Genomic DNA, 22,914 nt, shown 5'->3' on the forward strand with positions numbered 1-22,914 from the left:
AACTAGAGTAGCACTGGGTGTGTGTTATAATCCAAAAGACTTATAAAATCAAAGTAAAAAGGTGGGAAGATGAATATAAAAAAGAGAATACATGTAATATGGCCCGCTGTTTTATTGGCTTTTGCTGTGAATGCGGAAGTCTTATTAAAAGATCAGTCTGAAATTCTGGGGAAATGGAATCTCTATGCGGAAGCCGCCAAATTGGAAGGAGAGAAAAAAGACTTGAGTATCGAATGGGACTTTAAAAGTGACGGGGTATTGAACACTAAATCGATCGATACGTTTGGCCGAACAAAGACGTTTGAAGTGGCATTAAAATATTCTGTCGAAGACGGCATGATTAGAAAGCAATCGACTCCCGGGCGTGAAAAATACGAATCCTGCAAAGTTATCGAAAAATCGGGTTCGGATATGATTTTGAAGTGTACCTATCTCTTTTTCTTTTTAACTAAAAAATAATAACTAAAACAGGAGGGTGTGCAATGATTGGTGGTATTGTTATGATTCTGGTAGCCGTTTGGATCTACCAGTCGGCTTCGCGAGCTAAAGTTGAAAAAACCCTTTTTTGGGTGGTTTTGTGCTCTGTCGTTTTTTTAGCGGTTCAATTTACGGCGGTTTATTTCAATGTGTATTTACTTGAGACCTTTAAAGGTGGCGGCTTCGAAGGCGGATATGAGCGGGATTTGGCTTCCATTGGCGACCGAAAAACCAAGGACGGGATATTTCAAGGGTTTACCGGAACTCTGTTGTCCATTGTGTTTGAATTAATGCCGCCGCTTCTGGGTGTCTTAGCCGTTGCATTTATTAGAACTAAGTTTATGCTCAAAGAAGCATTGACAGTTGCTAATTTATTCAGCGGAATGAAAGAGTTATTCGTCTCGATCAAGAATAGCTTCAAGCCGGAATAATCTCTCGTTTTACCAGGCAAAAAGCCCAAGTCCTGCTTGGGCTTTTTTGTTAATCAGCCAGTAATTTTTGCAACAAGTAATGCCAAAAGAGCGACAAATAAAACGGTAAAAATAATGCCGACAATGATGTACGTGGATAAGTTGCCGTGTTCGAAATCCCGTTGTCTATTTTTGTCGCTTTGTATGCCGACTGCGGCGGCGAAAACGCTTTTTATTACATTGAGTATGGTCGGTTTCGACATAATCATCTCCCTAAAAATCCGTTAAGCATAATGTGGCGCGACAGCTTGTCAAGCCCAAGCTTTATCCGGGTGTTATGCCCTTATTTAACTTCTAGCATGTAAGTACATGAGTAAATTAGAAAACTTTAAAAAAAGATTGTCCCAAAGTATCTTGTTTTTAGATGGCGCTATGGGCACGATGATTCAAAGCTACAAATTGGAAGAAAAAGATTATCGGGGCAAGCGTTTTTCGGATTGGACTGTCGATCTAAAAGGTAACAATGATCTGTTGTCTTTGACTCAGCCGGATATTATTAAAGCGATTCATTGCGCTTATCTCGATGTCGGTTGCGATATTATCGAGACGAATACCTTTAACGCGACTCAAATTGCGATGGCCGATTATCAAATGGAATCATTGGCCTATGAGATTAATTTGGAATCGGCGCGGATAGCTAGACAAGCTGCTGATGAATATAGTCAAAAAACACCTGAAAAGCCGCGCTTCGTTGCCGGTATTTTAGGGCCGACAAACCGGACGGCGTCGATGTCGCCCGATGTTAACGATCCCGGTTTTCGTAACATCGATTTCGATACTTTGGTCGATGCTTATACCGAAGCGATGCGCGGCTTAATCGACGGCGGTGTCGATATTATTTTGATCGAAACGGTATTCGATACGCTCAATGCCAAGGCGGCTATTTTCGCGGTCGATCAATATTTCGAGGCGATCGGTTATAAATTGCCGGTCATGATTTCCGGCACGATTACCGATGCTTCGGGCAGAACGCTGTCGGGCCAAACCGTTGCGGCGTTTTGGAACTCGCTCAGTCATATCGAGCCGATTTCGTTCGGCTTCAACTGTGCCTTAGGTGCCAAAGAGCTCAGGCAACATATCGAGGAATTATCATCGATCGCCGATACGCATGTGTCGGCTCATCCGAATGCCGGTTTGCCGAACGAGTTCGGCGAATATGACGAATCTCCGGAAGACATGGCCTTGGAATTAGCCGATTGGGCGGCGAACGGTTATTTAAACATCATTGGTGGCTGCTGCGGTACGTCGCCCGAGCATATCAAAGCGATTGTCGAGGCGGTCAAACAATACCCGCCGAGAGTCGTTCCCGTTATTGAAAAGCAATGCCGCTTGGCAGGCCTTGAGCCGATGAATATTGGGTCGGATTCGTTGTTCGTCAATGTCGGCGAACGTACCAACGTGACCGGTTCGGCAAAATTCAAGCGCTTAGTTGTTGAAGGCGATTTTGAAACGGCATTGGAAGTAGCCAAAGATCAGGTCGAAAACGGCGCACAAATTATCGACATCAATATGGATGAAGGTATGTTGGAGTCGAAAGAAGCGATGGTGCGCTTTCTCAGCCTGATCGCGGCCGAACCCGATATCGCCAAGGTGCCGATCATGCTTGACTCGTCGAAATGGGATATTATCGAAGCCGGATTGAAGTGCATTCAAGGCAAGGGCATCGTCAATTCTATCTCGCTGAAAGAAGGCGAGGAAGCCTTTATACAGCATGCCAAGTTGATTCGTCGCTATGGTGCGGCTGCAATCGTGATGGCTTTCGACGAACAAGGTCAAGCCGATACGCGTGATAGAAAAGTCGAAATCTGCAGTCGTGCCTATCGTATTCTGACCGAGCAATTGAATTTTCCGGCCGAGGACATTATTTTCGACCCGAACATCTTTGCGATTGCAACCGGTATCGATGAGCACAATAACTACGGCATGGATTTTATCGAGGCGACCCGCGAAATCAAGCGAACGCTACCTCATGCCTTGATTTCGGGCGGCGTGTCGAACGTGTCTTTTTCGTTCCGAGGGAACAATCCGGTTCGCGAGGCGATACATGCGGTATTTTTGTATCATGCGATTAAGGCCGGCATGGATATGGGCATCGTCAATGCCGGCCAATTGGCTATCTATGAAGACATTCCGTTGGAATTGCGCGATGCGGTTGAGGATGTCGTGCTCAATCGCAACGATCACGCGACCGAACGCTTGCTTGAGTTGGCCGAAAAATATCGCGGCGACGGCAGTACGGCAGCCAAACCTGAAGAGCTCGAATGGCGAAGTTGGCCGGTTACCAAAAGACTCGAGCATGCTCTGGTTAAAGGCATCGCCGATTTCATCGACGAAGATACCGAGCAGGCCCGGCAAGAAGCCGAAAAGCCGTTGCATGTGATCGAAGGCGCGTTGATGGACGGCATGAATGTGGTCGGCGATTTGTTCGGGGCCGGCAAAATGTTTTTGCCGCAAGTCGTCAAGTCGGCGCGGGTCATGAAAAAAGCGGTCGCGTATTTGATGCCGTTCATGGAAGCCGAGCAAGACGGCGAAATGCAGACCAACGGCAAAATACTGATGGCCACCGTCAAAGGCGACGTGCACGATATCGGCAAGAATATTGTCGGCGTAGTGCTGCAATGCAATAATTTTCAGGTCATCGACTTGGGGGTAATGGTGCCGGCCGAAAAAATCTTGCAGACCGCGCGCGATGAAAAAGTCGATATCATCGGTCTTAGCGGCTTGATTACGCCGTCTCTCGATGAAATGGTACATATGGCCAAAGAAATGGAACGACAAGGCTTCGACATTCCGCTGATGATCGGCGGCGCAACGACCTCAAGAGCCCATACTGCGGTCAAGATCGAGCCTAACTATCATGGTCCGGTTGTTTATGTCGCCGATGCCTCCAGAAGCGTCGGTGTGGCCAGTCATTTGGTCAGCGACGACTCCAAGGAGGCATTTACCCAAAAAATCAAGGAAGAATACAAGGAGGTTCGGGAAAGGCATCAGGGGCGTAAAGCCAAAACCAAGCAACATAGCATTGAGCAGGCGAGACGCAATAAATTCAATTGGACCGATTTCGAGCCGGTCAAGCCCACCTTTTTAGGCAACAAAGTCATCGATCGCTTTCCTCTCGATACGTTGGTTTGGTATATCGATTGGACGCCGTTCTTCCATACTTGGGAGTTGGCCGGTAAATATCCCAATATTTTCGAAGACCGAGTCGTCGGCGAAGAAGCTAGAAAGCTGTTCGACGATGCGCAAGTGATGTTGAAAAAAATCATCAACGAAGAATGGCTTCAGGCTCGTGCCGTTATCGGGTTTTACCCGGCCAACAGCGACGGCGACGACATCATTTTATATAAAGACGATTCGCGGCTTGAAAAGCGAGAAATTTTGCATCATTTGCGGCAGCAAAGTGTCAAGGCGCCGGGGCGGCCGAATTATTGTTTGTCCGATTTCATCGCGCCTATCGATAGCGGCAAGATCGATTATTTGGGCGGCTTTGCGGTAACGACCGGCATCGGCATCGAAGCTAAGCTCGAAGAATTCGAAAAAGACCATGACGATTACAGTTCGATCATGCTCAAGGCCTTGGCAGACCGATTGGCAGAAGCCTTCGCCGAGTATATGCATGAAGCGGTTAGGAAGGATTTTTGGGGATATGCAAAAGACGAACAATACCGTAACGATGAGTTGATCTCCGAATCTTATCAAGGCATAAGGCCGGCTCCGGGTTATCCGGCTTGTCCGGATCATACCGAAAAGAGCAAATTGTTCGAGTTGCTTAATGTCACTGCGACGACCGGAATCGAGTTGACCGAGAGTTACGCGATGTATCCGGCCTCGGCGGTCAGCGGCTGGTATTTTTCGCATCCGGAGGCGCAGTATTTCAATGTCGGCAAGATCGATCACGATCAGCTCGAGGACTATGCGCGCCGAAAAGGCATCGCGAAGGAAGTAGCTGAGCGGTGGTTGTCCGCGCATTTGCATCACTGAGGAGCTTTCTATGATTGAACGCGCGATCGAGCGCATCATGTATGCGAGTCGCTGGATTTTGGCGCCGGTGTATCTAGGCATGAGCGTAGCCTTGTTAGCAATATCGGTAAAATTTTTTCAGGAGATTATTCATTTTGTCCCTCATATTCTTGAGATCGATGAGGCGAATTTGACCTTGAAGTTATTGACCTTGATCGATCTGACTCTGGTCGGCAGTTTAGTCATCATCGTGATGTTCAGCGGTTACGAAAATTTCGTTTCGCAAATGGATATCGGTTTGTCTACCGAAAAGCTGGGTTGGCTTGGAACGCATGATTACGGTTCTCTAAAAATCAAGCTGGCTTCGTCGATTGTCGCGATCTCGTCGATTCATTTGTTGAAAGTATTCATGAATATACAAGGGACTGACAACGACAAGATTTTATGGTATGTCGCCGTGCATTTAACTCTCGTAATTTCTGCGTTGTTGATGGGTTTTCTCGATAAAATCAGCAAGCATCATGACTAAGTTGATGCTGTTCGGTACCCAAGGGTGCCATTTGTGCGAGCAAGCGGAGGAAATGCTGAATAGCTATCTGGCAGATAATAACGATATCGAGATTGAGTCGATCGATATAGCCGAGCAAACGCAATGGCAGGAGCGTTACGCGATACGTATCCCGGTGTTGTTGCACGAGGCGTCGGGCTCAGAACTTTGTTGGCCGTTCGATCGACTCGATGTAGAGGGGCTTGTCGCAATGATTAGCGGAAAGTAGATGATGGTAAGCAGTAAGCGGTGAGCCGTGTATTGCTTGATCCCATACGCGGGGCGGGTTATTTAACCCGCCCTTGAATTGAATTTAGGGCGCTTCGAGGGCTTCGAAATAAACCGTGGGTGACGAGCATCAGTGACTTTCCCTCGCCTAGCCTTAGGAGAGGGACGGTGAAAGTGTTGTTCCCGCAGAGGATGGCGGATGCACTGTGGGAGCGATCCCTAGATCGCGATTTCGAGGCCAAGAATGCTAAGTTACATTAAATGGCATCGAGGTCAAAAAGGCTAAAATATGCGGCTACCCAAGCGCCAGATCGGGTAGTCTGTTCAGGAAGCTCTAGTTTCCGGGGTGTCTTTCACAAGCTGGAGTTTGGGAAAGAGCGTGATGCGGGTTGGCCGTTTTAAGCTTGATGCGCATGGGTTACAAACCCCGTCCAGCTAAGGGCGACTGATAATGGCTTGCGTCTTAAACCGAACTCAGGTTGCATAAGTTTTTTGAGTCCATTGGTTGATCAGCTTGAAAGGTTTAACTAATCAAATATTTTCGTGATTTTCGTGGATAAAAAATGCTTTTTACAGCTGATGGCTGTTTCCTAATGACCAAACCGGGTGAGTCGATTGGCTCCCGGTTTGGCAGGTCGAACCGAGGAAGCTGGTTATTTTTTCTCGGGCTGTTTCGGTTGCGCGAGTTCGAAAATAATTAATTCGGCGGTGCCTTTGCCGACATTTTCGACCGACATGACATCGCCGGACTCCCAGAATACGTCTCCGGCCGAATAGACTCCCGTTTTATCGCCTTCAATGACTTTCAACTTGCCTTTGACGACATAGCGAGGGCCAGGGCCGTCGTGGGTATGGTCCGGTGTTTTGAATCCTGCCGGAATGGTGACTTTGATTGTCTTGGCATGGACGCTATTCGAAGGTAATTCGATCTGTTGTTCTAATAATAGCTTTCTGTCGAATTTGCCTTGAGTTTGCGCTGTTGCCGTTGAAATGCCCAGCGTTAGCATGGCTAACGGTAACCCGAACATGCCTGCGTATTTTAAATAACAATTATTGTTCATCTTGCTTTCTCCCGTATTAATTTATTATGAGATTGTTTGAGCGTTAGTTAGTGATTTTGTTGCATCGAATCTTGCTATTTCAATAAGAAATTACCAAATCAAATCGTCCGGTATTTGATAATCGGCATAGGGGTCGTCAGCTTCGGGTTGTTTAGGGGGCTCGTTGATTAAAGTGATAGTGCCGGGTAAGCGTTGTTCGATTTTTTGGGCAATTTCGAGTGGTACGATTTGATATTGTTTTTCGCAAATGACGATTGCCGCACGGCCATTGACGATTTGATTGCGTACGAACTCCGAAACATATACCGATTTAACTTTACCGTTATCGTTAAAATTGTATCTTGCACCGTCATTGCTTTGCGCAAACTTATGCTGTTCAACCAATTGTTTGATCTGTGCAGCTAGTTGTTTACGTTCCGTTTCTTCTTTTTTTAGTTGATTAAGCAGGCGGTCTTTTTCTTGTTGTTCCGTTTTAGCTTTTTGTATCTCAAGTCGAGTTTGTTCCGTAGCGGCATGGGCATTTTTTTTGGGTTGTTTGCGTTTTTCGGCTCGGATTTGTTTAGCCTTGGTGTCGCTGGCAAGGCCCGATTTAAGCAGTTGTTCCTGTAGGCTTAATTTTTTTTGACTCATGGTTTTTTCGTGACGGAATAAGTTTAAATAGTGGTGACCGAAAAGATCAGATAACCGGTGTAACCGAGATAGGCCGATAATAATAACCCGCCTTCGATGCGGTTGATTTTCCCTCCGCCATTGTAGGAGTAACCCAGGACGAAAAGAGAAGCCGTTAGTGCGGCCATGACCGGCCAATCTCTGATCAAAATATCTTCAGGGATCGTCATGGGGTGTATGGCTCCTGCGATCCCGACAACCGCAGTCGTATTAAACAGATTGGACCCGATAATATTTCCCAAGGCAATATCGTGCTCGCCCTTCTTGGCGGCGATGACTGATGATGCCAGTTCCGGCAGGGATGTGCCGATTGCAACGATGGTTAGGCCAATAATCAAGTCGCTGACGCCTAGGCTTTGCGCAATCGTGATTGCGCCTGAGACCAGCATCTGTGAGCTGACGATCAATAACACTAAGCCTACGGCAATCCAAAATAACGCTCGTCCAAGCGTCATTGCGTTGGCTTGTAATTCGGATTCCATTTCTTTTTCGAAACTATCGGAGTCTTTATGCAGGCCTTGGATTATTGTCCAGCCCATAATCATGCCAAATACCGCTAATAAAAGCCAGGCGTCCAATTGAGTAAATTCGTTGTCATAAATTTGCCAAGCGGCGAATAGCGTAACTGCGCTAAGGATGGGGAGTTCTTTTCGAAGCACTTGAGAGTGAACGGCAATCGGGCTGATGATCGCGGTGATGCCGAGGATTAATGCGATATTGGTGATGTTTGAACCGTAGCCGTTGCCTAATGCAATATTCGGATTGCCATGCCATGCCGATATGGCAGACACCGCCATTTCCGGGGCCGAGGTGCCGAAGCCGACGATGACCATGCCGATCAATAGCGGCGACATACCGGCAAAGTTCGCAACAGCGGCCGCGCCCTCGACAAAGCGATCGGCGCTCCAAACTAACAATGCTAAACCGACAATGATTAGAACAACGGATAACGCCATGGAGACTCCAAAAAAGAAATACAGAGTTTTATGATTCTGTATATGGAAGGGAAAAGGAAATCGATTACAATCGAGCTTTGAAAGAGCTATTGTTGTACCGGTTTTATATACCCATCGTAGATCAAAATTCGGCACCTGGGGTCCGTCAAAGGACGCCGTGAACCCAGCCCCTCACCTAGCGTTAGGTGAGGGGCCATACACCCCGGTGCCTCCTTAGGCACTGCCGAAATTTGAAGTGCGAAAGGTATAACCGAATTATATTCCAATTCGGATGATAGCTTGCCACTAAATCAAGGGGGCGCAATGAGAATAGGTATTCCGAAAGAAATTAAGGATCAAGAAGGAAGGGTGGGTCTGACTCCGGCGGCCGCCGGAATATTGGTCGAGCGAGGTCACGAAGTATTAGTTGAAACCGCTGCCGGTTTAGACTCGGGATTTGCCGATGATCAGTACAAACAGCTTGGTGTTAATTTGGTTTCTGCATCGGAGGCCTGGAAGACGGACCTAGTGGTTAAGGTCAAGGAGCCGTTGCCTGCCGAGTATCAGTATTTGAAGCAACAAAAGATCTTTACTTTTTTGCATTTGGCCGGTGTCGATCCGGCTTTGACCGATGCCTTGCTGACTAATGGCACCACCGCGATTGCCTACGAACTGGTTGAAGATGAGCAAGGCCGGTTGCCGATTCTAGTGCCGATGAGTGCGATAGCCGGTAATGTCGCGGTCTTGATGGGTGCGTATTATCTGGCTGAGTTCAATGGCGGCAAAGGCGTTCAATTAGGCCGCATTGGCAAGAACAGGCATGGTCATGTGTTGGTTGTCGGCGATGGGGTGGTTGGCATGCATGCCGCTCGCGTGGCATCGGCACTGGGAGCCGAGGTTTATGTCGCCGGTATCGACAAATCGCACATGGATTGGTTGAGAAGAAACGAGTTGCCGGAAGTCAATTTCGTATTATCGATGCCGGAAAATATAAGCTGCATTGTTACCGAGGCGGACCTTATTATTGGGGCCGTGTTGTGCCGTGGAGACAAAGCGCCTAAAGTCATCACCGAACAAATGATTGCGACGATGATGCCCGGTTCGGTCGTTGTCGACGTCAGTATCGATCAAGGCGGTTGCATCGAAACTTCGCGGCCGACATCGCATACCGAACCCGTTTACACGACGCATGGCGTGATTCACTATTGCGTCAGCAACATGCCCGGCGCCTACCCTCGAACGTCGACACTGGCGCTCAATGAAGCGACTTTGCCTTTTGTTCTAAAGCTGGCCGAAACAGATAAAGAAGGGTTTGAGCATCTTGATAGTGGATTAAAGAAAGCAGTAATGACTTATCACGGACAGTTGACCAATCATGCTGCAGCAGCGGCACTTGACAGATTAGAGTATTATCGGGCTTGGGTTGATTAGTGAGGGTAATGGTTTGGGGTTCGATAGACGGTTTTTTTGATAGCCCTTTAAGGAGAAGTTTTTCCAGGGGTTAACGCTGCTGCCGCCAACGGTAATAAATTTTGCCGTCATCGCATTGCCAACTCAAGCGTTGATTTCCACTGTCGTTGATAAATGGCTGGCAATCGTGATCGACTTTAAATTGTTCCCATTTGCCGTCGTCGATATTGGAACTCAGGTAAGCACCGATTAATTTGATAATGGCTATGCTGAATAATAGCCCGACGAAGGTAGCAACTAAGTTGTGTTTCAGCGCAATTATGATTTTTGCGGTCTTTTCGGATAATGACATGGCAGCCTTCCTCTTCGGTTATCAAAGATGAATTATTTTTGCTCATCTATACCTGTTTGGTTTTTTACGTTGCTTTATTCGGGATCCGAATTCAACGGCAGTTCGCGAGTCGCTTGATCGGTGGACTGCTTGGCTTTTCTCGCGGCCTGTATCATTTCGTTGCGCCGCTTCTCGAGTACCAGTAGTTCGATATCCCTGCGTAAATATTCGGAAGTTTCCTGAGTGGCTTCATAACGTTTTTTCTGCTCCTCGATCTGCATCGCCAGTTCCATCTCCTTCAACCGGCTTTCGTGTTGCAGCCTTTCCGCATGCAGCTTTTCCTGCAATTTCTGCGCTTCTGATTGTTTCTGAGTGGCCAGAGCCCGTTCCGCTTCGGATTCGATTTGCTTTAAGCGCTGTTCCTGTTTGAGCTTTTCTTGTTGCATACGCTCTTTCGCGGCGTTCCATTGAACCTGTTGTTCTTCGAACTGTTTGAGTTCGACTGCGAGCTCCTTTTCTTTAAGTAACTGTTGATGTTTCAATTTTTCTTCTTGGAGTCGTTGCTCGGTTTCAAGTTGCTTGGCCAATTGTTGGCGTTGCAGTTCTCGTTGCGTTTCCTGCTCGAGCTCTTGCAGACGGGCTTGATGCCGAACCCGTTCCATGTACAGACGCTCTTCCAGGCTGAATTGCTCGGTTATTTGTCGCTCTTGCTCCTCTAACAAGCGTAAATTGGATTCGGACTCAAGCGCTTGTTCCTTGATTTTCAATTCCGTTTCCCGGTTTCGTTTTTCGATTAATAGGCGTTCTTGTTCTTCTTGTTGGCGCAGACTTTCCCGGTTTTGACGTTCCTTGAATTCGAAGTTTTTCTTTTGAATTTTTAAATAAATATCTTCTCGAGCAAAGCTATTGTTCAGATTTTGCGATTGAGCGACATCGGCAAAAGAGGGTTGTATCGAGCATAACGCACGGCACTGAATATGTTGAGTAATCAGTGTTTCGTTGATTTGTGTTTGAATGCGCTTTTCAATCGGCGCCAAACCGGATTCTATCCATTCGCCATCGTCGAGTTTTTTAATTTCCTGGTCGATGACATCGCGAACCAGGCTCTCATAAGCTTTTTTGATATATGGGTTGATCTCGGGCAAGGTCTCAAGATGTGTCATTGCATAGTGAATCGAGGCCTGAAAATGTATCGTCAGATTGATCTCGAGTGAGCAAAAACCGCCGTAAAGTTCGGCGCGACAGGTCAGTGACCAGTCTTCGACCGGGAGTTGATAAACACGATGGTAAAAACGCGGGGTAAATGCTTGGGGGCGGGGAAAGGCCTTCCGGTAAGGGCCTAGTTTTGCAACGACTAAGCGTCGACTGCCGTCGAAGCCCGGGTCCCAAGTTTCATCTTGGTCGTTAGCTTCGCTGGCGATATCGGCTAGCCAGAGGTCTAGAGGCGATTTAGTGCTGTTCATGGACGGGTTCGGTATTCATCGTTGCAGGTTCTGCGCGTCCGGATTGATCCTTAATTTGTTGCAGTTTATCGCCTAGCTTTTCGGCAATCAACGGATAGAGCGTCGGCGCGAATTCCACGGTACGGTCGTCGACTTTACGCAAAAAGCCCCGGCTGAGCAATAGGCCGACCGCAAACATTCGCGGCCAGTCGATATAGCGTTTGGCTTTTTCGATTTCAGTTTTTTCGATAATCATTTCCAAGGCATCGTTTTCGTTGATGCGGAATTGCGTGAATTGCCTAAGGCATTCGAAAACCAACTCTTCTTCTTGCTCGGTTAAGGGGCCGGGGGCCGTGAACTCTAGGCGGTAGGAGAGCAGTACGGTAAAAAAATCGACCATGCCGGCACAAACTAAAGCAAAGGTCGAGAAGCCTGTCCACATTGCAAATGACGGTTTGATGCCTTGAATATATTGCGAATAAGGCATCAATACCGGTGCCGCGGGTAAATTGGTGTTGAATTTGGCGACTTGCCGATTGAATTGCAATTGAACGGCCTGCAATCCGCTCGATATCTGTTGATATATTTCTCGAATAGCCTCGGAATCTTGGTCAAGTTGATTTAAATTGGCTTGTAGTGCGCCGATTTGGGCGTCGAGTCGCGCAAGCTGTTCTTCGAGTCCCGCCAATTCGGATTTTTTGTTTTGATAAAGATCGTTATAGTGCCGCCAGACTCGGCCTTCGCCGATTTGGTTTCTTAATGATGGGGGAATTTCAGGATGCGTGCCGAAATAAGCTTGAGTGACTTGTTGGTTCAGTTCCTCTATTTCTAGCCGCTCTTTCGCCAACAACTCTCCTTTAATGGCGATGATTTGGCTTAAATAATCCTCGACTTTATTGCGGACTTTGTTGATGCGTTGGATATGAATCGTGTCTTGTTCGGAGATTTCATAAAATTTGAAATAAGAAAACGACACCGATGCACCCAATGCAATCAATAGCGAGGCAAGCACGCTGAAATAACGCAATCGATTGGCGCGCCAGTGAATCCCGGCGATCTCGAATGAGCAAATCACGATGATCGATTGAATCGCGACCGTGATGATCAGCGCGATCCAGGGTGTGATGAAATGCGACATGCCGTAATATGTCGTAAACCCGGAAGCCAAACTGAGCGCGAGAACGATGGGAATGGTCCATATTCGCATCAGACTCACGAATAGGGTTTGTATGATGTTGATGAGACGTCCTAGGCCGCCGCTTTTCATTTTTATTATTATTCGGTTGTCCATCGTCTGACTTTATGTTGTTGTTCGAGTATGCGTTATTACGGAAATTAGCAGGATCAAAAAAATTCTGCTAATAGTATCACATTGAATTTAAATAGTTTCTATTGAAAATAAATCAATCGGTTGTCTTTATCCCGTCAGTTGCGGGAGCGTTTTATCATAGTGAGTATCAATCATGAAAATAGCCATAATCGGAGCCGGCCATGTCGGTTCTTCGTTAGCCTACGCATTGGTGTTGAAGGGCTTGGGTAATCATTTGTTGTTAGTCAATCGCGATGCGACCAAAGCTTTGGGCAATGCCTTGGATTTACAGCATACCCTGGCTTTTTGCGAACGGCCGATGCAAATCGAGGGCGGCTCGCTTGAAGAGGCGGTGGGCTGCGATATCGTCGCGATCACCGCTTCGGAGCCGATGACAAAAGGTATGACTTCTCGTATGGAATTAGGACAAGCCAATGTCGAGTTGTTCAAGTCGTTGATTCCAATGCTGGCCGAAAATAATCCTGAAGCTGTTTTTATTATCATCACGAACCCGGTCGATGTGATGACTTGTTGGGCTACGCGGGTTTCGGAGTTGCCCCCTTCAAGAATCGTCGGCATCGGCACGCTCGTCGATTCGGCACGTTTCAGAACCCTATTATCCAAGGCCGAACAGATTCATCCCGATGATTTAAGAGCCTATATTCTTGGCGAACACGGACCGAATCAGTTTCCGGTATTTAGCCATGCTTCGGCCGGCGGCGAACCGATAACCGATAGTCCAAGGCATAGAGAGATTTTTGAAGAGGTCAACAAGGCCGGTTTCGAGGTTTATCGATTGAAAGGCTATACCAATTTCGCGATTGCTTCAGCCGCTTGCGAAGTCATTAGAACCATCGTTCACGACGAACACCGAACGATGCCGCTCAGTACTTGCTTCGATGATTGGCAGGGAATCAAAGACAATTGCTTCAGCATTCCGGTCGTACTGGGTCGTTCCGGTATTATCCGATATTTACAGCCCGACCTGAACAGTCTGGAGCGCGAAGCTCTGGTGCATACGGCCAAAATTGTTCGAGCTAATATCGATAGTTTATTGTTTGGAGTAGGTGAAAGGTGAAAGGTGAAAGGTGAAAGGGGAAAGGGGAAAGGGGGGGGGCTTGATAGGGGTAGGGAAGATTTCTCTCCCCTCCCTCCGAACCGTGCATGCGGTTCTCCCGCACACGGCTCTCCAGTCGGTGGTTTCCTCATCGGGACAAGCTGGTGAGCAATGGTGTTATTAATTGGTGAACCCCATTACTCCGCGTTACCACGTCAGCCCGCAAACTCGGTTTGATTCGTTACCTTCGGCTCCCTTCAACGGCTGAGCCTCTTTAAGCCTTTTACCTGAGGTTGGCTTAATGGCCGTGACACCGAACGCTACCTCGTTTCCACCTTCCTACCCTTCTTTCCTATGGCCGGTTTTGCTAGCCGGCTTTTACCATCTTTTCCCCTCTCGGTTTAGGCTCGTGTTTGTTTTCTCTGTTTCCGCCTGGTTTCCCAGCGGTGCCACACTATCCTCGCCTTGCCTTGAGCTTCCTCGACTTACGGTAATATAAGGGTTCTGACTCCTGCCACGGTCACCTCCGTAACAGGTCTCCCCAGTTTCTTCACAATACCTTCTGAACATTCCACTCCCAACCACAAGGTAGGCCCATTTATCGTTTTATCTGCCACAACAACGTAAATGATGGTTTTCAGGCTTCGTCGACTCCCAGGGGACTCGCCGCCTTACCCTGCCGAATCGGATTCGCTTTACTGCGGACTGCTCTTTTGCCTCCAGTTGCTCTCCACCCCACCTCGCGGTGACGCAGTTACTTTCAGCTACGACGTTATGGCTTACGCCGACAGGGACTTACACCCTGCTGATTTTGTGCCCTCCTGGGCGCACTGGGAGCGATCCCCTGATCGCGATTTCGAGGCCGAGAGTGTTAAGTGACAATAACTGGTATCGAGGCCTCATTGGCTAAGGTTGTAAAAGGGTAATTTTTGGCTTATGTATAACGATGAGAGCTCTAGCTTCGCGATGTTAAAGCATTAGGGTGCGCTGTGCGTACCACGGTAAAGGTATCTCAAATATCGTGTTTGTGGCGCAGCAGCGGCCGAATATCGAACCACGTTGCGGTAACTAGATAAGCTGCAAGGCTTGCCGAAGCGCTGAGCCAGGTGTTGATAAGATAGACTTCTGTCGCGAAATGATGGGCAACATATAAAATTAAACCGAAGGTGATATAGCCTATGATCTTGCCTAGCCTATAAGGGACCGGATAATAGCGGCGCCCGAGTAGCCAAGAGATGACGGCCATGAATAGATAACACGCCAGCGTCGCCCAGGCCGAACCGTGATAGCCCCAAATCGGAATCCACCAGACATTCAGCCAAGCGGTCAATCCGGCGCCCGCCAACGAAACCCAAGCGCCCATGCCGGTGCGGTCGGTCAATTTGTACCAGATCGACAGATTGACATAGATGCCGAGCAGAAGATTCGCGATCAATAAGACCGGTACAATGTCGAGTCCTTCGCGGAAATCCGAGCCGATAAAATATTGAAAGAAATCGATGAATAGCGTCACGACTAGAAAAATAAACACGCCGAAGATTACAAAATAATTCATGATCAATGCATAAGACTTTTGTGCATCCTCACGTCCGGCTATGCTAAAGAAAAACGGTTCGCCGGCATAGCGGAAAGCTTGCACGAACAGGCTCATCAGAATCGATAATTTATAACAGGCGCCATAGATACCGAGCATTTGCAAATTGGTATCCAAATCATAGGGCAGCATATATTTCAATATTGCCCGGTCGAGCATTTCGTTGACCATGCCGGCGAATCCGATGATGACCATAGGCAATGAATAGATCAACATCGGTTTGAGTATTGTCGGGCTTAGCTGCAGGCGTATGCCGCGCAGTTGCGGAATCAGTAACAGGAATTTAAAACAACTGGCCAGCAGGTTGGCTAGGAAAATATATCCGACACCGATCGCCGGGTCGTAAATAAAGCGAATCGCCGAATCCGGCCAGGTCGCAGCGATTTTAGGACAAGCAACCAGAAAAAACAGATTGAGACCGATGGTCAAAAAAATCTCGGTCAATTTGATGCCGGCAAAACGCCATGCCCGGTTTTCCGCGCGTAACCGCGCGAACGGCAGCGCCGTTATCGCGTCCAGAACTAGAATCGATGCAAACCAAAGAATATATTCAGGATGTTCGCCGTAATGCAGATGCTCCGCCAAAGTTTCGTTGAAAAATACGATGAACCCGAGAAAAGTCAGATTAACCAAAACTAGAAAGCTTTGCGCGCCGGCATAGACTGTCTCGTTCGAAAAATTCTGTTTATTGCGAAATCGAAAATAGCCGGTTTCAAGGCCGCCGATCAGAAGTACCGCGAAAAAACCGGCGTATGCATAAAATTCCGAGACCACGCCGTATTCGCCGGTATTGAATGTGTAGGTGTAGAGCGGGACCAAAAGATAATTAAGAAAACGGCCGAAGATGCTGCTAAGGCCGTAAATTGCGGTCTGTGAAACGAGTTGACGTAAAGGGTTCAAGACAAAGAGTCCGGTTAACAGAGTAGCTATAGCTATCGTAGATCAAAATTCGGCGTCGGGGTGTCCGTTAAAGGGCATGGTGCAAATGTCCATGTAGGCAAAGCCTTTGCCGAATACCCCGGCGCCTAAGTCTGTTGAAAAAAGCCATTTTAGCTAATTTCTGTATTACCGCTTTTTAATCTCAAAATAACTTGGAAATTGTTGATGGTCATAGGCTATAAAGCGCTAGGTGTAGGGTGAACATCGCGCACCAAGGTCGGGCATCCGTCGTGTTAGGCGGTTTTTCAATCAAAAGGGAGTAGATCGTTTTTCAACCACCGAGAACACAAAGCATGAATATTTATACCTTTGTGAACTCTGCGGTTTTATTAAGCGTTAAATGAAAAATTCAAAGAGTTGAGTGATAAGAGACTAAGGATAAATAACCTTAGGCTGGAAATAGGCGGCCGGATATTTGGGATCGAACCCCGCTATCGAGGCCGCTTCGCCGCTTGATTTTTTGCCGGCTTGTTGGGCTGCCTGTGCTGAGTCCAATTGATCGGCTAATTCTTCATCGATAAAAACGACTTTCGGTTGAAAGTTGCTGGCAGGATATTGCTCGTCACTGCCGGCTGAAGCAGTCGTTGACGCTAAAGTGAAGCCGAATGCGGCAAAGCCTAATAGGATTCTTTTGAACATTATTGTATGGTCCTCCGGGTCGTTGAATATCAGTCCGCTATTATACCTTTCGTACTTCAAAATTCGGCAGGTGACTAAGGAGGCACCGGGGTGCTCGACAAAGGCTTTGCCAGCATGGAGCTGGCATAGAGCCTACATGGACGTATTCACGGCGTCCTTTGACGGGCACCCCGGCGCCGAATTTTGATCTGCGATGAGTATATCTAGGATAGCGGGGGCATAAAGGGCTATAAGTATCGGGTATTTTTCCCGGTCCTGCAACAGTGCAGGGCGTATAAACGACTGCCGGTAAGCTCATAAAAGCGCCCTGATTTCAGGATGATCCTGAAGCAATTTTTGTCTGAACGCCTCAATAGCCGTCTCGTCGTCGCGTATGTTTCTCGGAATGTCCACGCGGATTTCGCTGAGCGCCTGCATCGGCGGCGACGATAGAAATATCAGTCGGTCGGCTAACGCGATCGCTTCGCGCAAATCATGCGTGACGAACAAGACCGTATGCGGGCGCTGTTGCCAGAGTCCTATCAATAATTCCCTGACCTGACGCGCGGTTGGTGCGTCAAGCGACACGAAAGGCTCGTCCATCAATAGCACGTCGGGGTCGACCGCAAAGGCCCTGATGATAGAAACGCGCCGGCTCATGCCCAAAGACAGGCGCTCAGGGTAGACATGCTGGGCCTGCGTCAATTGCATCGTTTCGAGTAATGCGTCGACCGTTTTCGGATCGTAATCGCTGGGCAAGGTCAGCGTGATATTCTCTCTTACCGTTCGCCAGGGCAGCAGGCGAGGGTTTTGGAACACGTAACCGATCTTCGGCGCTTTATGCTGTTGCTCCACGGTAATTTCGCCGCTGTAATCCCGATCGAGTCCGGCGATGATGTTTAGCAGCGTAGTTTTGCCGCAGCCGGACGGCCCGACCAGGCAAATGAATTCGTTACTCGGCAAGGAGAGTTTTAAATCTGCAATCGCGCGGTGTAGGCAGGCTTGTCCGGCTGCGGGATAGCTTTTGTTGATGATGTCGACAGTAATTGCGGTCATCGGCGCCACCTTCCGGCTTTTCGGTCGAGCGGTTTCAGAATGAGTAGCTCGATCACTTGAATCACTGCAACGAACGCTATTGTATAGGCTAGAATCCCGGCGACGTCGAATAATTGAAAAAACAGGTGAAGTTGGTAGCCCATGCCGTTACTGCGGCCGAGCAGCTCGACGACAAGGATGATTTTCCAGATTAGGGCCAAGCCGGAACGCGTCGCACCCATGACAAACGGGTGCAGCTGCGGCCAGATGACATGACGCAACGTCTTGAGCTTGCTGAAACGATAGCAGCGGGCCATTTCCAGTAAGTCCTTGTCAAGCGCTCGAGTGCCCTCGCGAATCGTGACGACGACATTCGGCAATTTGTTGATCACGACCGCGAGGATTGCGGCCGACTCGACCAGTCCGAACCAGACATAGCACAGAATGATGGTTACCAATGCCGGAATATTCAGAAAGATTACCAGCCAGTTGTCGAAGAAAACATCCAGTTTTTGGTTTCTGCCCAGTAAGATGCCTATTGCGCAGCCGAGCAACATCGCGACAACAAAACTCGATATCAGCCTGAGCAGTGTCACGCCCAGATGATAGGGTAGTTGGCCGGATAAGGTTTCTTGCCAGAATACCTCGGCCACCGTTGCCGGCGTCGGTAGGCTATTGTCGCTGAGATAAAGGGCAAGGCCCTGCCATAGCCCTATAAAGAGTAGAATCGACAACAGATTAAGTGTTCTGTAATGGCTTAAGAATTTAGTTAAGGTCATGTTTGGATTGAATACAGCAGCATTTCGTTGATTACGCTGCTATTGACGAAAGAGCTTCCTTTTATTATTTCGAGCTTTTGGGTATTCCTTTAACTCATTGACATCCAAGCATCACTCTTGGTCGGCGACCCAAAAAGTGCCCGGCTGCAGATTGTCGTCTTTTCCGGTCAGTTTGTTGTGGCTCACCGTTTTCAAAATACGGTAGATGCGGTTGGCCGCATTTTTCTCTTGTCCGCCCCACTGTTTTACGGTGCCTTCGCAATAACGCTTGCGCAGTACGCTTTGAGTATGCGTATCATCGGTTTGCGTTAACGGTAAGATTTTTTGCCAGGCTTCATCCGATTCGCATAGCAATGCGCGGGCTTGTCGGGTGGCTTGCAAAAAACCGGTCAGTGCTTGTTTATGTCGCTCGGCCCAGCTTTGTTTGAAGACATAGCCAAGAGTCGGAACCTCCTCGTCTATACCTAGTGTTTTGATCAATGCTTGACCATCGATAATTTGGCGATATCCTTGAGCTTCAAGTTTGGCGGCAAAATGCCAATATGTCATGACGGCATCAAGGCGGTTGCTGAGCATTTGCTGATTGAGTAAAGGTGGAGCGCCGTAGACCTTTTCGATAGATGAAGCGATTTCCCTGTTACCTTGTTGTTGGAAAACTGCTTGCATCAGCAACCCGTTTTTGTCGAGTTCTCCGCCGGCGATACCTAAGCGTTTATCTTTAAGGTCGTTTAGCGTTTTGATCGGGCTGTTTTCAGTAACGACGAGCCCGCCCGAGACATTTGAGTAAGGATAAAACGTATAATCGGCACCCGTCGAGCGCAATTTCGATACCCATATCCAGTCGGAGACGATGATATCGACCGCACCTGATTGCAGTGCGATTTTGCCGGCTTCAGGGTTGGCCAGAGGATGAATGGCCAATTTAAACTTGCCGGATTCGTCGAGTTTAGCGCTTTGTAAGGTTTGTACTTCCCAGGCTGCCGTACCGAACTCCAAAATGCCCAGGCGTATGGTAACGGGTTCTGTGGCGAAGCTGTTAATCGAGAACAACAAACCAAGCCATAAAAAGTGTAATTGTTTTTTCATTGGAGTTATCCTTTCTGTTCGATAGTCAATAACCGAAACATTCTAACTCGTTTTGGTTATTAAATGGGGCGGCTATACTTCGCGCGGGTATTTTTGCGCTCTGCATGGCTCTGTTGTTCGACGCTTACAGGGAAGTAAGCGGTAGACTGCGTCTGGAACCGGCAGTCGACGCTTACAGGGAGGTAAGCGGTAGACTGCGTCTGGAACCGGCAGTCGAGAGCAAAGCACTAAAACAGACTGTGAGCCGTATTGTGATAATATTGCCACATTAGTCAATCGATATTACTTATGAGTTCATTATCCAACACGACGCAATTGATCGACCGCTTCGGCAGAATTGTCGATTATGTAAGAATTTCAATTACCGACCGATGCGATTTTCGGTGCCAATATTGTATGGCCGAAGACATGGTGTTTTTGCCGCGTGCGCAAATTTTAACGCTCGAAGAAATCCATACGATAGCCCGGGCGTTTACTGAATTGGGCGTCAAAAAAATCCGTGTGACCGGCGGCGAACCGTTGGTGCGCAAAGGCGCATTGCAATTGCTCGAAAATCTGGGGCTTTTGTCGGGACTGAATGAACTGGTTCTGACCACCAACGGTTCTCAATTGGCGACGATGGCGCAAGCGATTAAATCGGCCGGCGTAAAGAGGCTCAATGTCAGCTTGGATACGCTCGATGCAAAAAAATTCAAGGATATTACCCGAACCGGTGACTTACATCAGGTGTTGCGAGGTATCGAGGCGGCGAGGCAGGCGCGGTTCAAACGCATCAAAATCAATGCGGTCGTTTTGAAAAATCGTAATCATGAAGAAACGACCGATTTGGTTCAGTTTGCAATCGACCGTGATTTGGATATCAGCTTCATCGAAGAAATGCCGCTCGGTGTCATCGGCAGTCACGATCGCGCCGAAGCGTATTACTCCAGCGATGATATTAAAGCCGATTTGCAACGGCATTTTAATTTGATTGCGAGTACCGAAAAAACCGGTGGACCTTCGAAATATTTCCAGGTTGCAGGAACTTCGACCAAGGTCGGGTTTATCTCGCCGCATAGCCACAATTTTTGTAGCACCTGCAATCGTGTCCGATTGACCGTTGAAGGCCGATTGCTGTTGTGTCTAGGCAACGAACACTCGGTCGATCTAAAAAAAGTCATTCGAGCGAATCCGGGGAACCTCGATGCGCTTAAAAAAGCGATCGTCGAGGCGATGAAAATCAAACCGGAAAAGCATGAATTCAATCTAAACGAACAGCCGGTTATTTTCAGGCATATGAATGTGACGGGGGGGTGAAAGATGAAAGATGGGTTCTTATGTTCTCGCCAAATGTATCCCACAGCGCCAAAAATTGTCGTTCATTGAGGCGAAGGTGACGAGCCAATAGACGCCAACATAAAGAAAAATGCGTCATTCCGCCAGGGATTGGCGGAATCCAGTGCCATGGATGGCAATGCGAAGCTTCACATTTATGTAATCTGGATATCTGCAATCTATTCCGACATGACGAATAATGCCGCAAAAGCACTACAGAATAGGCGCTAATTTGGCGCTTATGGGTGTTCCCCACCAGTGAATTAGTCTGAGCCGTCTGTTTTAATTGGCAAAGGGCCAATTTTTATTAACCCGCAACTTTATTTCCCCCACCTAAAAATTATGACATTCGAATCTCTAGGGCTTATTGCCCAGCTCCAAACAGCCGTTGCGGAACAGGGTTATAAAACGCCTACGCCGATACAGCAAAAAGCGATTCCGCTTATTCTCGACGGACGCGATGTCATGGCCGGCGCGCAAACCGGAACCGGTAAAACGGCCGGTTTTGCGTTACCGATCCTGCAGCGGTTGAGCGAGACGATTAACAAAAAACCTCGGCCGGTTCGTGCATTGATCTTGGTGCCGACTCGCGAACTGGCGGTACAAGTGCATCAAAGCTTTAAGGATTACGGTAAGCATGTCGCGTTGTTTAGCGAGGTGATTTTCGGTGGCGTGAGCATGAACGGTCAGGCTCAACAATTGCGGCGCGGCTGCGATATTGTTGTCGCGACGCCGGGACGATTGCTAGACCATGCTCGCCAAGGCAATGTCGATTTGGGACGAGTCGAAATATTGGTTCTTGATGAAGCCGACCGAATGCTGGATATGGGTTTCAAGCGTGAAGTCGATGCAATACTGGCATTGCTGCCTAGACTGCGTCAAAATTTGTTATTTTCGGCGACTTTTTCTAATGAGATAAAAACCCTGGCAGGGCGCTTACTGCATGATCCGATCGCAATTGAAGCGCCGCGGCAAACGATCGATGCCGATACCGTCGAACAACGTATTTATCCGATTAAGCGCGAATACAAGCGGGAATTATTATCTTACCTGATCGGTAGCGGTAATTGGCGACAAGTCTTGGTGTTCGTTAGAACCCGGCATGGGGCGGACCGTTTGGCCGAGCAATTAATCAAAGATGGTATTCGGACTGGGGTATTGCACGGTGATAAATCTCAAGGCGCGAGGATGCGGGCTTTGGCGGGATTCAAATCCGGGAAAATAGCGGTTTTGGTGGCGACCGATATTGCCGCGCGAGGCCTCGATATCGATCAATTGCCGCACGTAGTTAATTTCGATCTACCATCCGTGGCTGAGGATTATGTGCATCGTATTGGAAGAACTGGTCGCGCAGGATGGGTCGGCGAGGCTATTTCGCTAGTTTGCCCCGAGGAAGCGCCGATGCTCTTGGCGATTGAGAAATTATTAAAACGGTCGATACCGCGCGTTGCCGATACCGGTTACGAAGCCGTTTCATTGGAGGTTCGGCCGGGGGCGGAAAAAAAGGATAATAAACGTACTGCGCGTAGCGCTCCGCCCGTTAAAAAAAGAACGCATCGAGCGGCTTCCGTTAATAAAAAACGAGGGGACCGGCAAGGCAAGCGCTTGAAGAAAACTTGAATATATATCCATCATCGTAGATCAAAATTCGGC

At 48.2% G+C, this 22,914-nt stretch carries 21 protein-coding genes; 9 read left to right on the forward strand and 12 right to left on the reverse strand.

Features of this window, described 5'->3' with window-relative positions:
- Window positions 1-69: 69 nt before the first annotated feature.
- Together MEALZ_RS02555 and MEALZ_RS02560 are read left to right on the forward strand one after the other, a co-directional pair.
- Complete coding sequence (locus tag MEALZ_RS02555) at window positions 70-459, forward strand: hypothetical protein (RefSeq protein ID WP_014147026.1); 390 nt, start codon at window positions 70-72, stop codon at window positions 457-459.
- Window positions 460-482: 23 nt separating this feature from the next.
- Window positions 483-908, forward strand: coding sequence for a hypothetical protein (locus MEALZ_RS02560; protein WP_014147027.1), 426 nt, complete (start codon window positions 483-485; stop codon window positions 906-908).
- 53 nt (window positions 909-961) lie between these two features.
- Here MEALZ_RS02560 and MEALZ_RS02565 read toward each other — a convergent pair whose 3' ends face one another.
- Entirely contained in the window at window positions 962-1,150 is a 189-nt protein-coding gene (locus MEALZ_RS02565) for a DUF2970 domain-containing protein (RefSeq protein ID WP_014147028.1), read from the reverse strand.
- Between the two features lie 106 nt (window positions 1,151-1,256).
- Between MEALZ_RS02565 and metH the strand changes: the two genes are divergently transcribed.
- From metH to MEALZ_RS02580, 3 genes are read left to right on the forward strand one after another with little or no spacing between them, the layout of a single operon-like run.
- Window positions 1,257-4,928, forward strand: a complete 3,672-nt coding sequence (gene metH / locus MEALZ_RS02570) for a methionine synthase (protein ID WP_014147029.1) — start codon at window positions 1,257-1,259, stop codon at window positions 4,926-4,928.
- A gap of 10 nt (window positions 4,929-4,938) precedes the next feature.
- Entirely contained in the window at window positions 4,939-5,436 is a 498-nt protein-coding gene (locus MEALZ_RS02575; RefSeq protein ID WP_014147030.1) for a TIGR00645 family protein, read from the forward strand.
- Entirely contained in the window at window positions 5,429-5,683 is a 255-nt protein-coding gene (locus MEALZ_RS02580; protein ID WP_014147031.1) for a glutaredoxin family protein, read from the forward strand. Before MEALZ_RS02575 ends, MEALZ_RS02580 begins: the two co-directional genes overlap by 8 nt.
- 652 nt (window positions 5,684-6,335) lie before the next feature.
- Here the strand turns inward: MEALZ_RS02580 and MEALZ_RS02585 are convergent.
- The 3 genes from MEALZ_RS02585 to MEALZ_RS02595 form a co-directional block, all read right to left on the reverse strand.
- On the reverse strand, window positions 6,336-6,743 hold the full coding sequence (locus tag MEALZ_RS02585; protein ID WP_014147032.1) for a cupin domain-containing protein: 408 nt from the start codon (window positions 6,741-6,743) through the stop codon (window positions 6,336-6,338).
- Window positions 6,744-6,833: 90 nt separating this feature from the next.
- Entirely contained in the window at window positions 6,834-7,373 is a 540-nt protein-coding gene (locus MEALZ_RS02590; RefSeq protein WP_014147033.1) for a DUF2058 domain-containing protein, read from the reverse strand.
- 23 nt (window positions 7,374-7,396) lie between these two features.
- Entirely contained in the window at window positions 7,397-8,368 is a 972-nt protein-coding gene (locus tag MEALZ_RS02595; RefSeq protein WP_014147034.1) for a calcium/sodium antiporter, read from the reverse strand.
- Window positions 8,369-8,671: 303 nt separating this feature from the next.
- On the opposite strand from MEALZ_RS02595, the gene ald reads away from it, so the two are divergent.
- Window positions 8,672-9,778: an alanine dehydrogenase gene (gene ald, locus MEALZ_RS02600; protein WP_014147036.1), complete on the forward strand. Its 1,107-nt coding sequence runs from the start codon at window positions 8,672-8,674 to the stop codon at window positions 9,776-9,778.
- A gap of 70 nt (window positions 9,779-9,848) precedes the next feature.
- On the opposite strand, the gene MEALZ_RS02605 is transcribed toward ald, so the two are convergent.
- From MEALZ_RS02605 to MEALZ_RS02615, 3 genes are all read right to left on the reverse strand, one after another.
- Window positions 9,849-10,109 carry a hypothetical protein gene (locus MEALZ_RS02605; RefSeq protein WP_014147037.1) on the reverse strand — a complete coding sequence of 87 codons (261 nt, stop codon included), beginning with the start codon at window positions 10,107-10,109 and terminating at the stop codon, window positions 9,849-9,851.
- 74 nt (window positions 10,110-10,183) lie between these two features.
- Window positions 10,184-11,551, reverse strand: a complete 1,368-nt coding sequence (locus MEALZ_RS02610; protein ID WP_014147038.1) for a coiled-coil domain-containing protein — start codon at window positions 11,549-11,551, stop codon at window positions 10,184-10,186.
- Window positions 11,538-12,821 (reverse strand): GumC domain-containing protein, encoded by a 1,284-nt coding sequence (locus tag MEALZ_RS02615; RefSeq protein ID WP_014147039.1) that lies wholly within the window; start codon window positions 12,819-12,821, stop codon window positions 11,538-11,540. The genes MEALZ_RS02610 and MEALZ_RS02615 overlap by 14 nt, the downstream gene beginning before the upstream one ends.
- Window positions 12,822-12,993: 172 nt before the next feature.
- Here MEALZ_RS02615 and MEALZ_RS02620 point away from each other — a divergent pair, with 172 nt between their 5' ends.
- Window positions 12,994-13,917, forward strand: coding sequence for a malate dehydrogenase (locus MEALZ_RS02620; protein WP_014147040.1), 924 nt, complete (start codon window positions 12,994-12,996; stop codon window positions 13,915-13,917).
- A 991-nt stretch (window positions 13,918-14,908) separates the two neighbouring features.
- Here the strand turns inward: MEALZ_RS02620 and MEALZ_RS02625 are convergent.
- The 5 genes from MEALZ_RS02625 to MEALZ_RS02645 form a co-directional block, all read right to left on the reverse strand.
- A complete protein-coding gene (locus MEALZ_RS02625) occupies window positions 14,909-16,390 on the reverse strand; it encodes a lipopolysaccharide biosynthesis protein (RefSeq protein ID WP_014147041.1) in 1,482 nt (493 codons plus the stop codon).
- 411 nt (window positions 16,391-16,801) lie between these two features.
- On the reverse strand, window positions 16,802-17,068 hold the full coding sequence (locus tag MEALZ_RS02630; RefSeq protein ID WP_014147042.1) for a hypothetical protein: 267 nt from the start codon (window positions 17,066-17,068) through the stop codon (window positions 16,802-16,804).
- 294 nt (window positions 17,069-17,362) lie between these two features.
- Window positions 17,363-18,103 carry an ABC transporter ATP-binding protein gene (locus tag MEALZ_RS02635; protein WP_014147043.1) on the reverse strand — a complete coding sequence of 247 codons (741 nt, stop codon included), beginning with the start codon at window positions 18,101-18,103 and terminating at the stop codon, window positions 17,363-17,365.
- The gene (locus tag MEALZ_RS02640) at window positions 18,100-18,861 is read right to left on the reverse strand and encodes an ABC transporter permease (RefSeq protein ID WP_014147044.1); all 762 of its coding nucleotides are present in this window, start codon (window positions 18,859-18,861) and stop codon (window positions 18,100-18,102) included. The genes MEALZ_RS02635 and MEALZ_RS02640 overlap by 4 nt, the downstream gene beginning before the upstream one ends.
- A 111-nt stretch (window positions 18,862-18,972) precedes the next feature.
- Window positions 18,973-19,947 carry an ABC transporter substrate-binding protein gene (locus tag MEALZ_RS02645; protein ID WP_014147045.1) on the reverse strand — a complete coding sequence of 325 codons (975 nt, stop codon included), beginning with the start codon at window positions 19,945-19,947 and terminating at the stop codon, window positions 18,973-18,975.
- A gap of 288 nt (window positions 19,948-20,235) precedes the next feature.
- Here MEALZ_RS02645 and moaA point away from each other — a divergent pair, with 288 nt between their 5' ends.
- Both moaA and MEALZ_RS02655 read left to right on the forward strand, forming a co-directional pair.
- Window positions 20,236-21,243 carry a GTP 3',8-cyclase MoaA gene (gene moaA, locus MEALZ_RS02650; protein WP_014147047.1) on the forward strand — a complete coding sequence of 336 codons (1,008 nt, stop codon included), beginning with the start codon at window positions 20,236-20,238 and terminating at the stop codon, window positions 21,241-21,243.
- A gap of 360 nt (window positions 21,244-21,603) precedes the next feature.
- A complete protein-coding gene (locus MEALZ_RS02655) occupies window positions 21,604-22,881 on the forward strand; it encodes a DEAD/DEAH box helicase (protein ID WP_014147048.1) in 1,278 nt (425 codons plus the stop codon).
- Window positions 22,882-22,914 lie beyond the last annotated feature (33 nt).

It is taken from the genome of Methylotuvimicrobium alcaliphilum 20Z (assembly GCF_000968535.2).
Classification (GTDB): domain Bacteria; phylum Pseudomonadota; class Gammaproteobacteria; order Methylococcales; family Methylomonadaceae; genus Methylotuvimicrobium; species Methylotuvimicrobium alcaliphilum.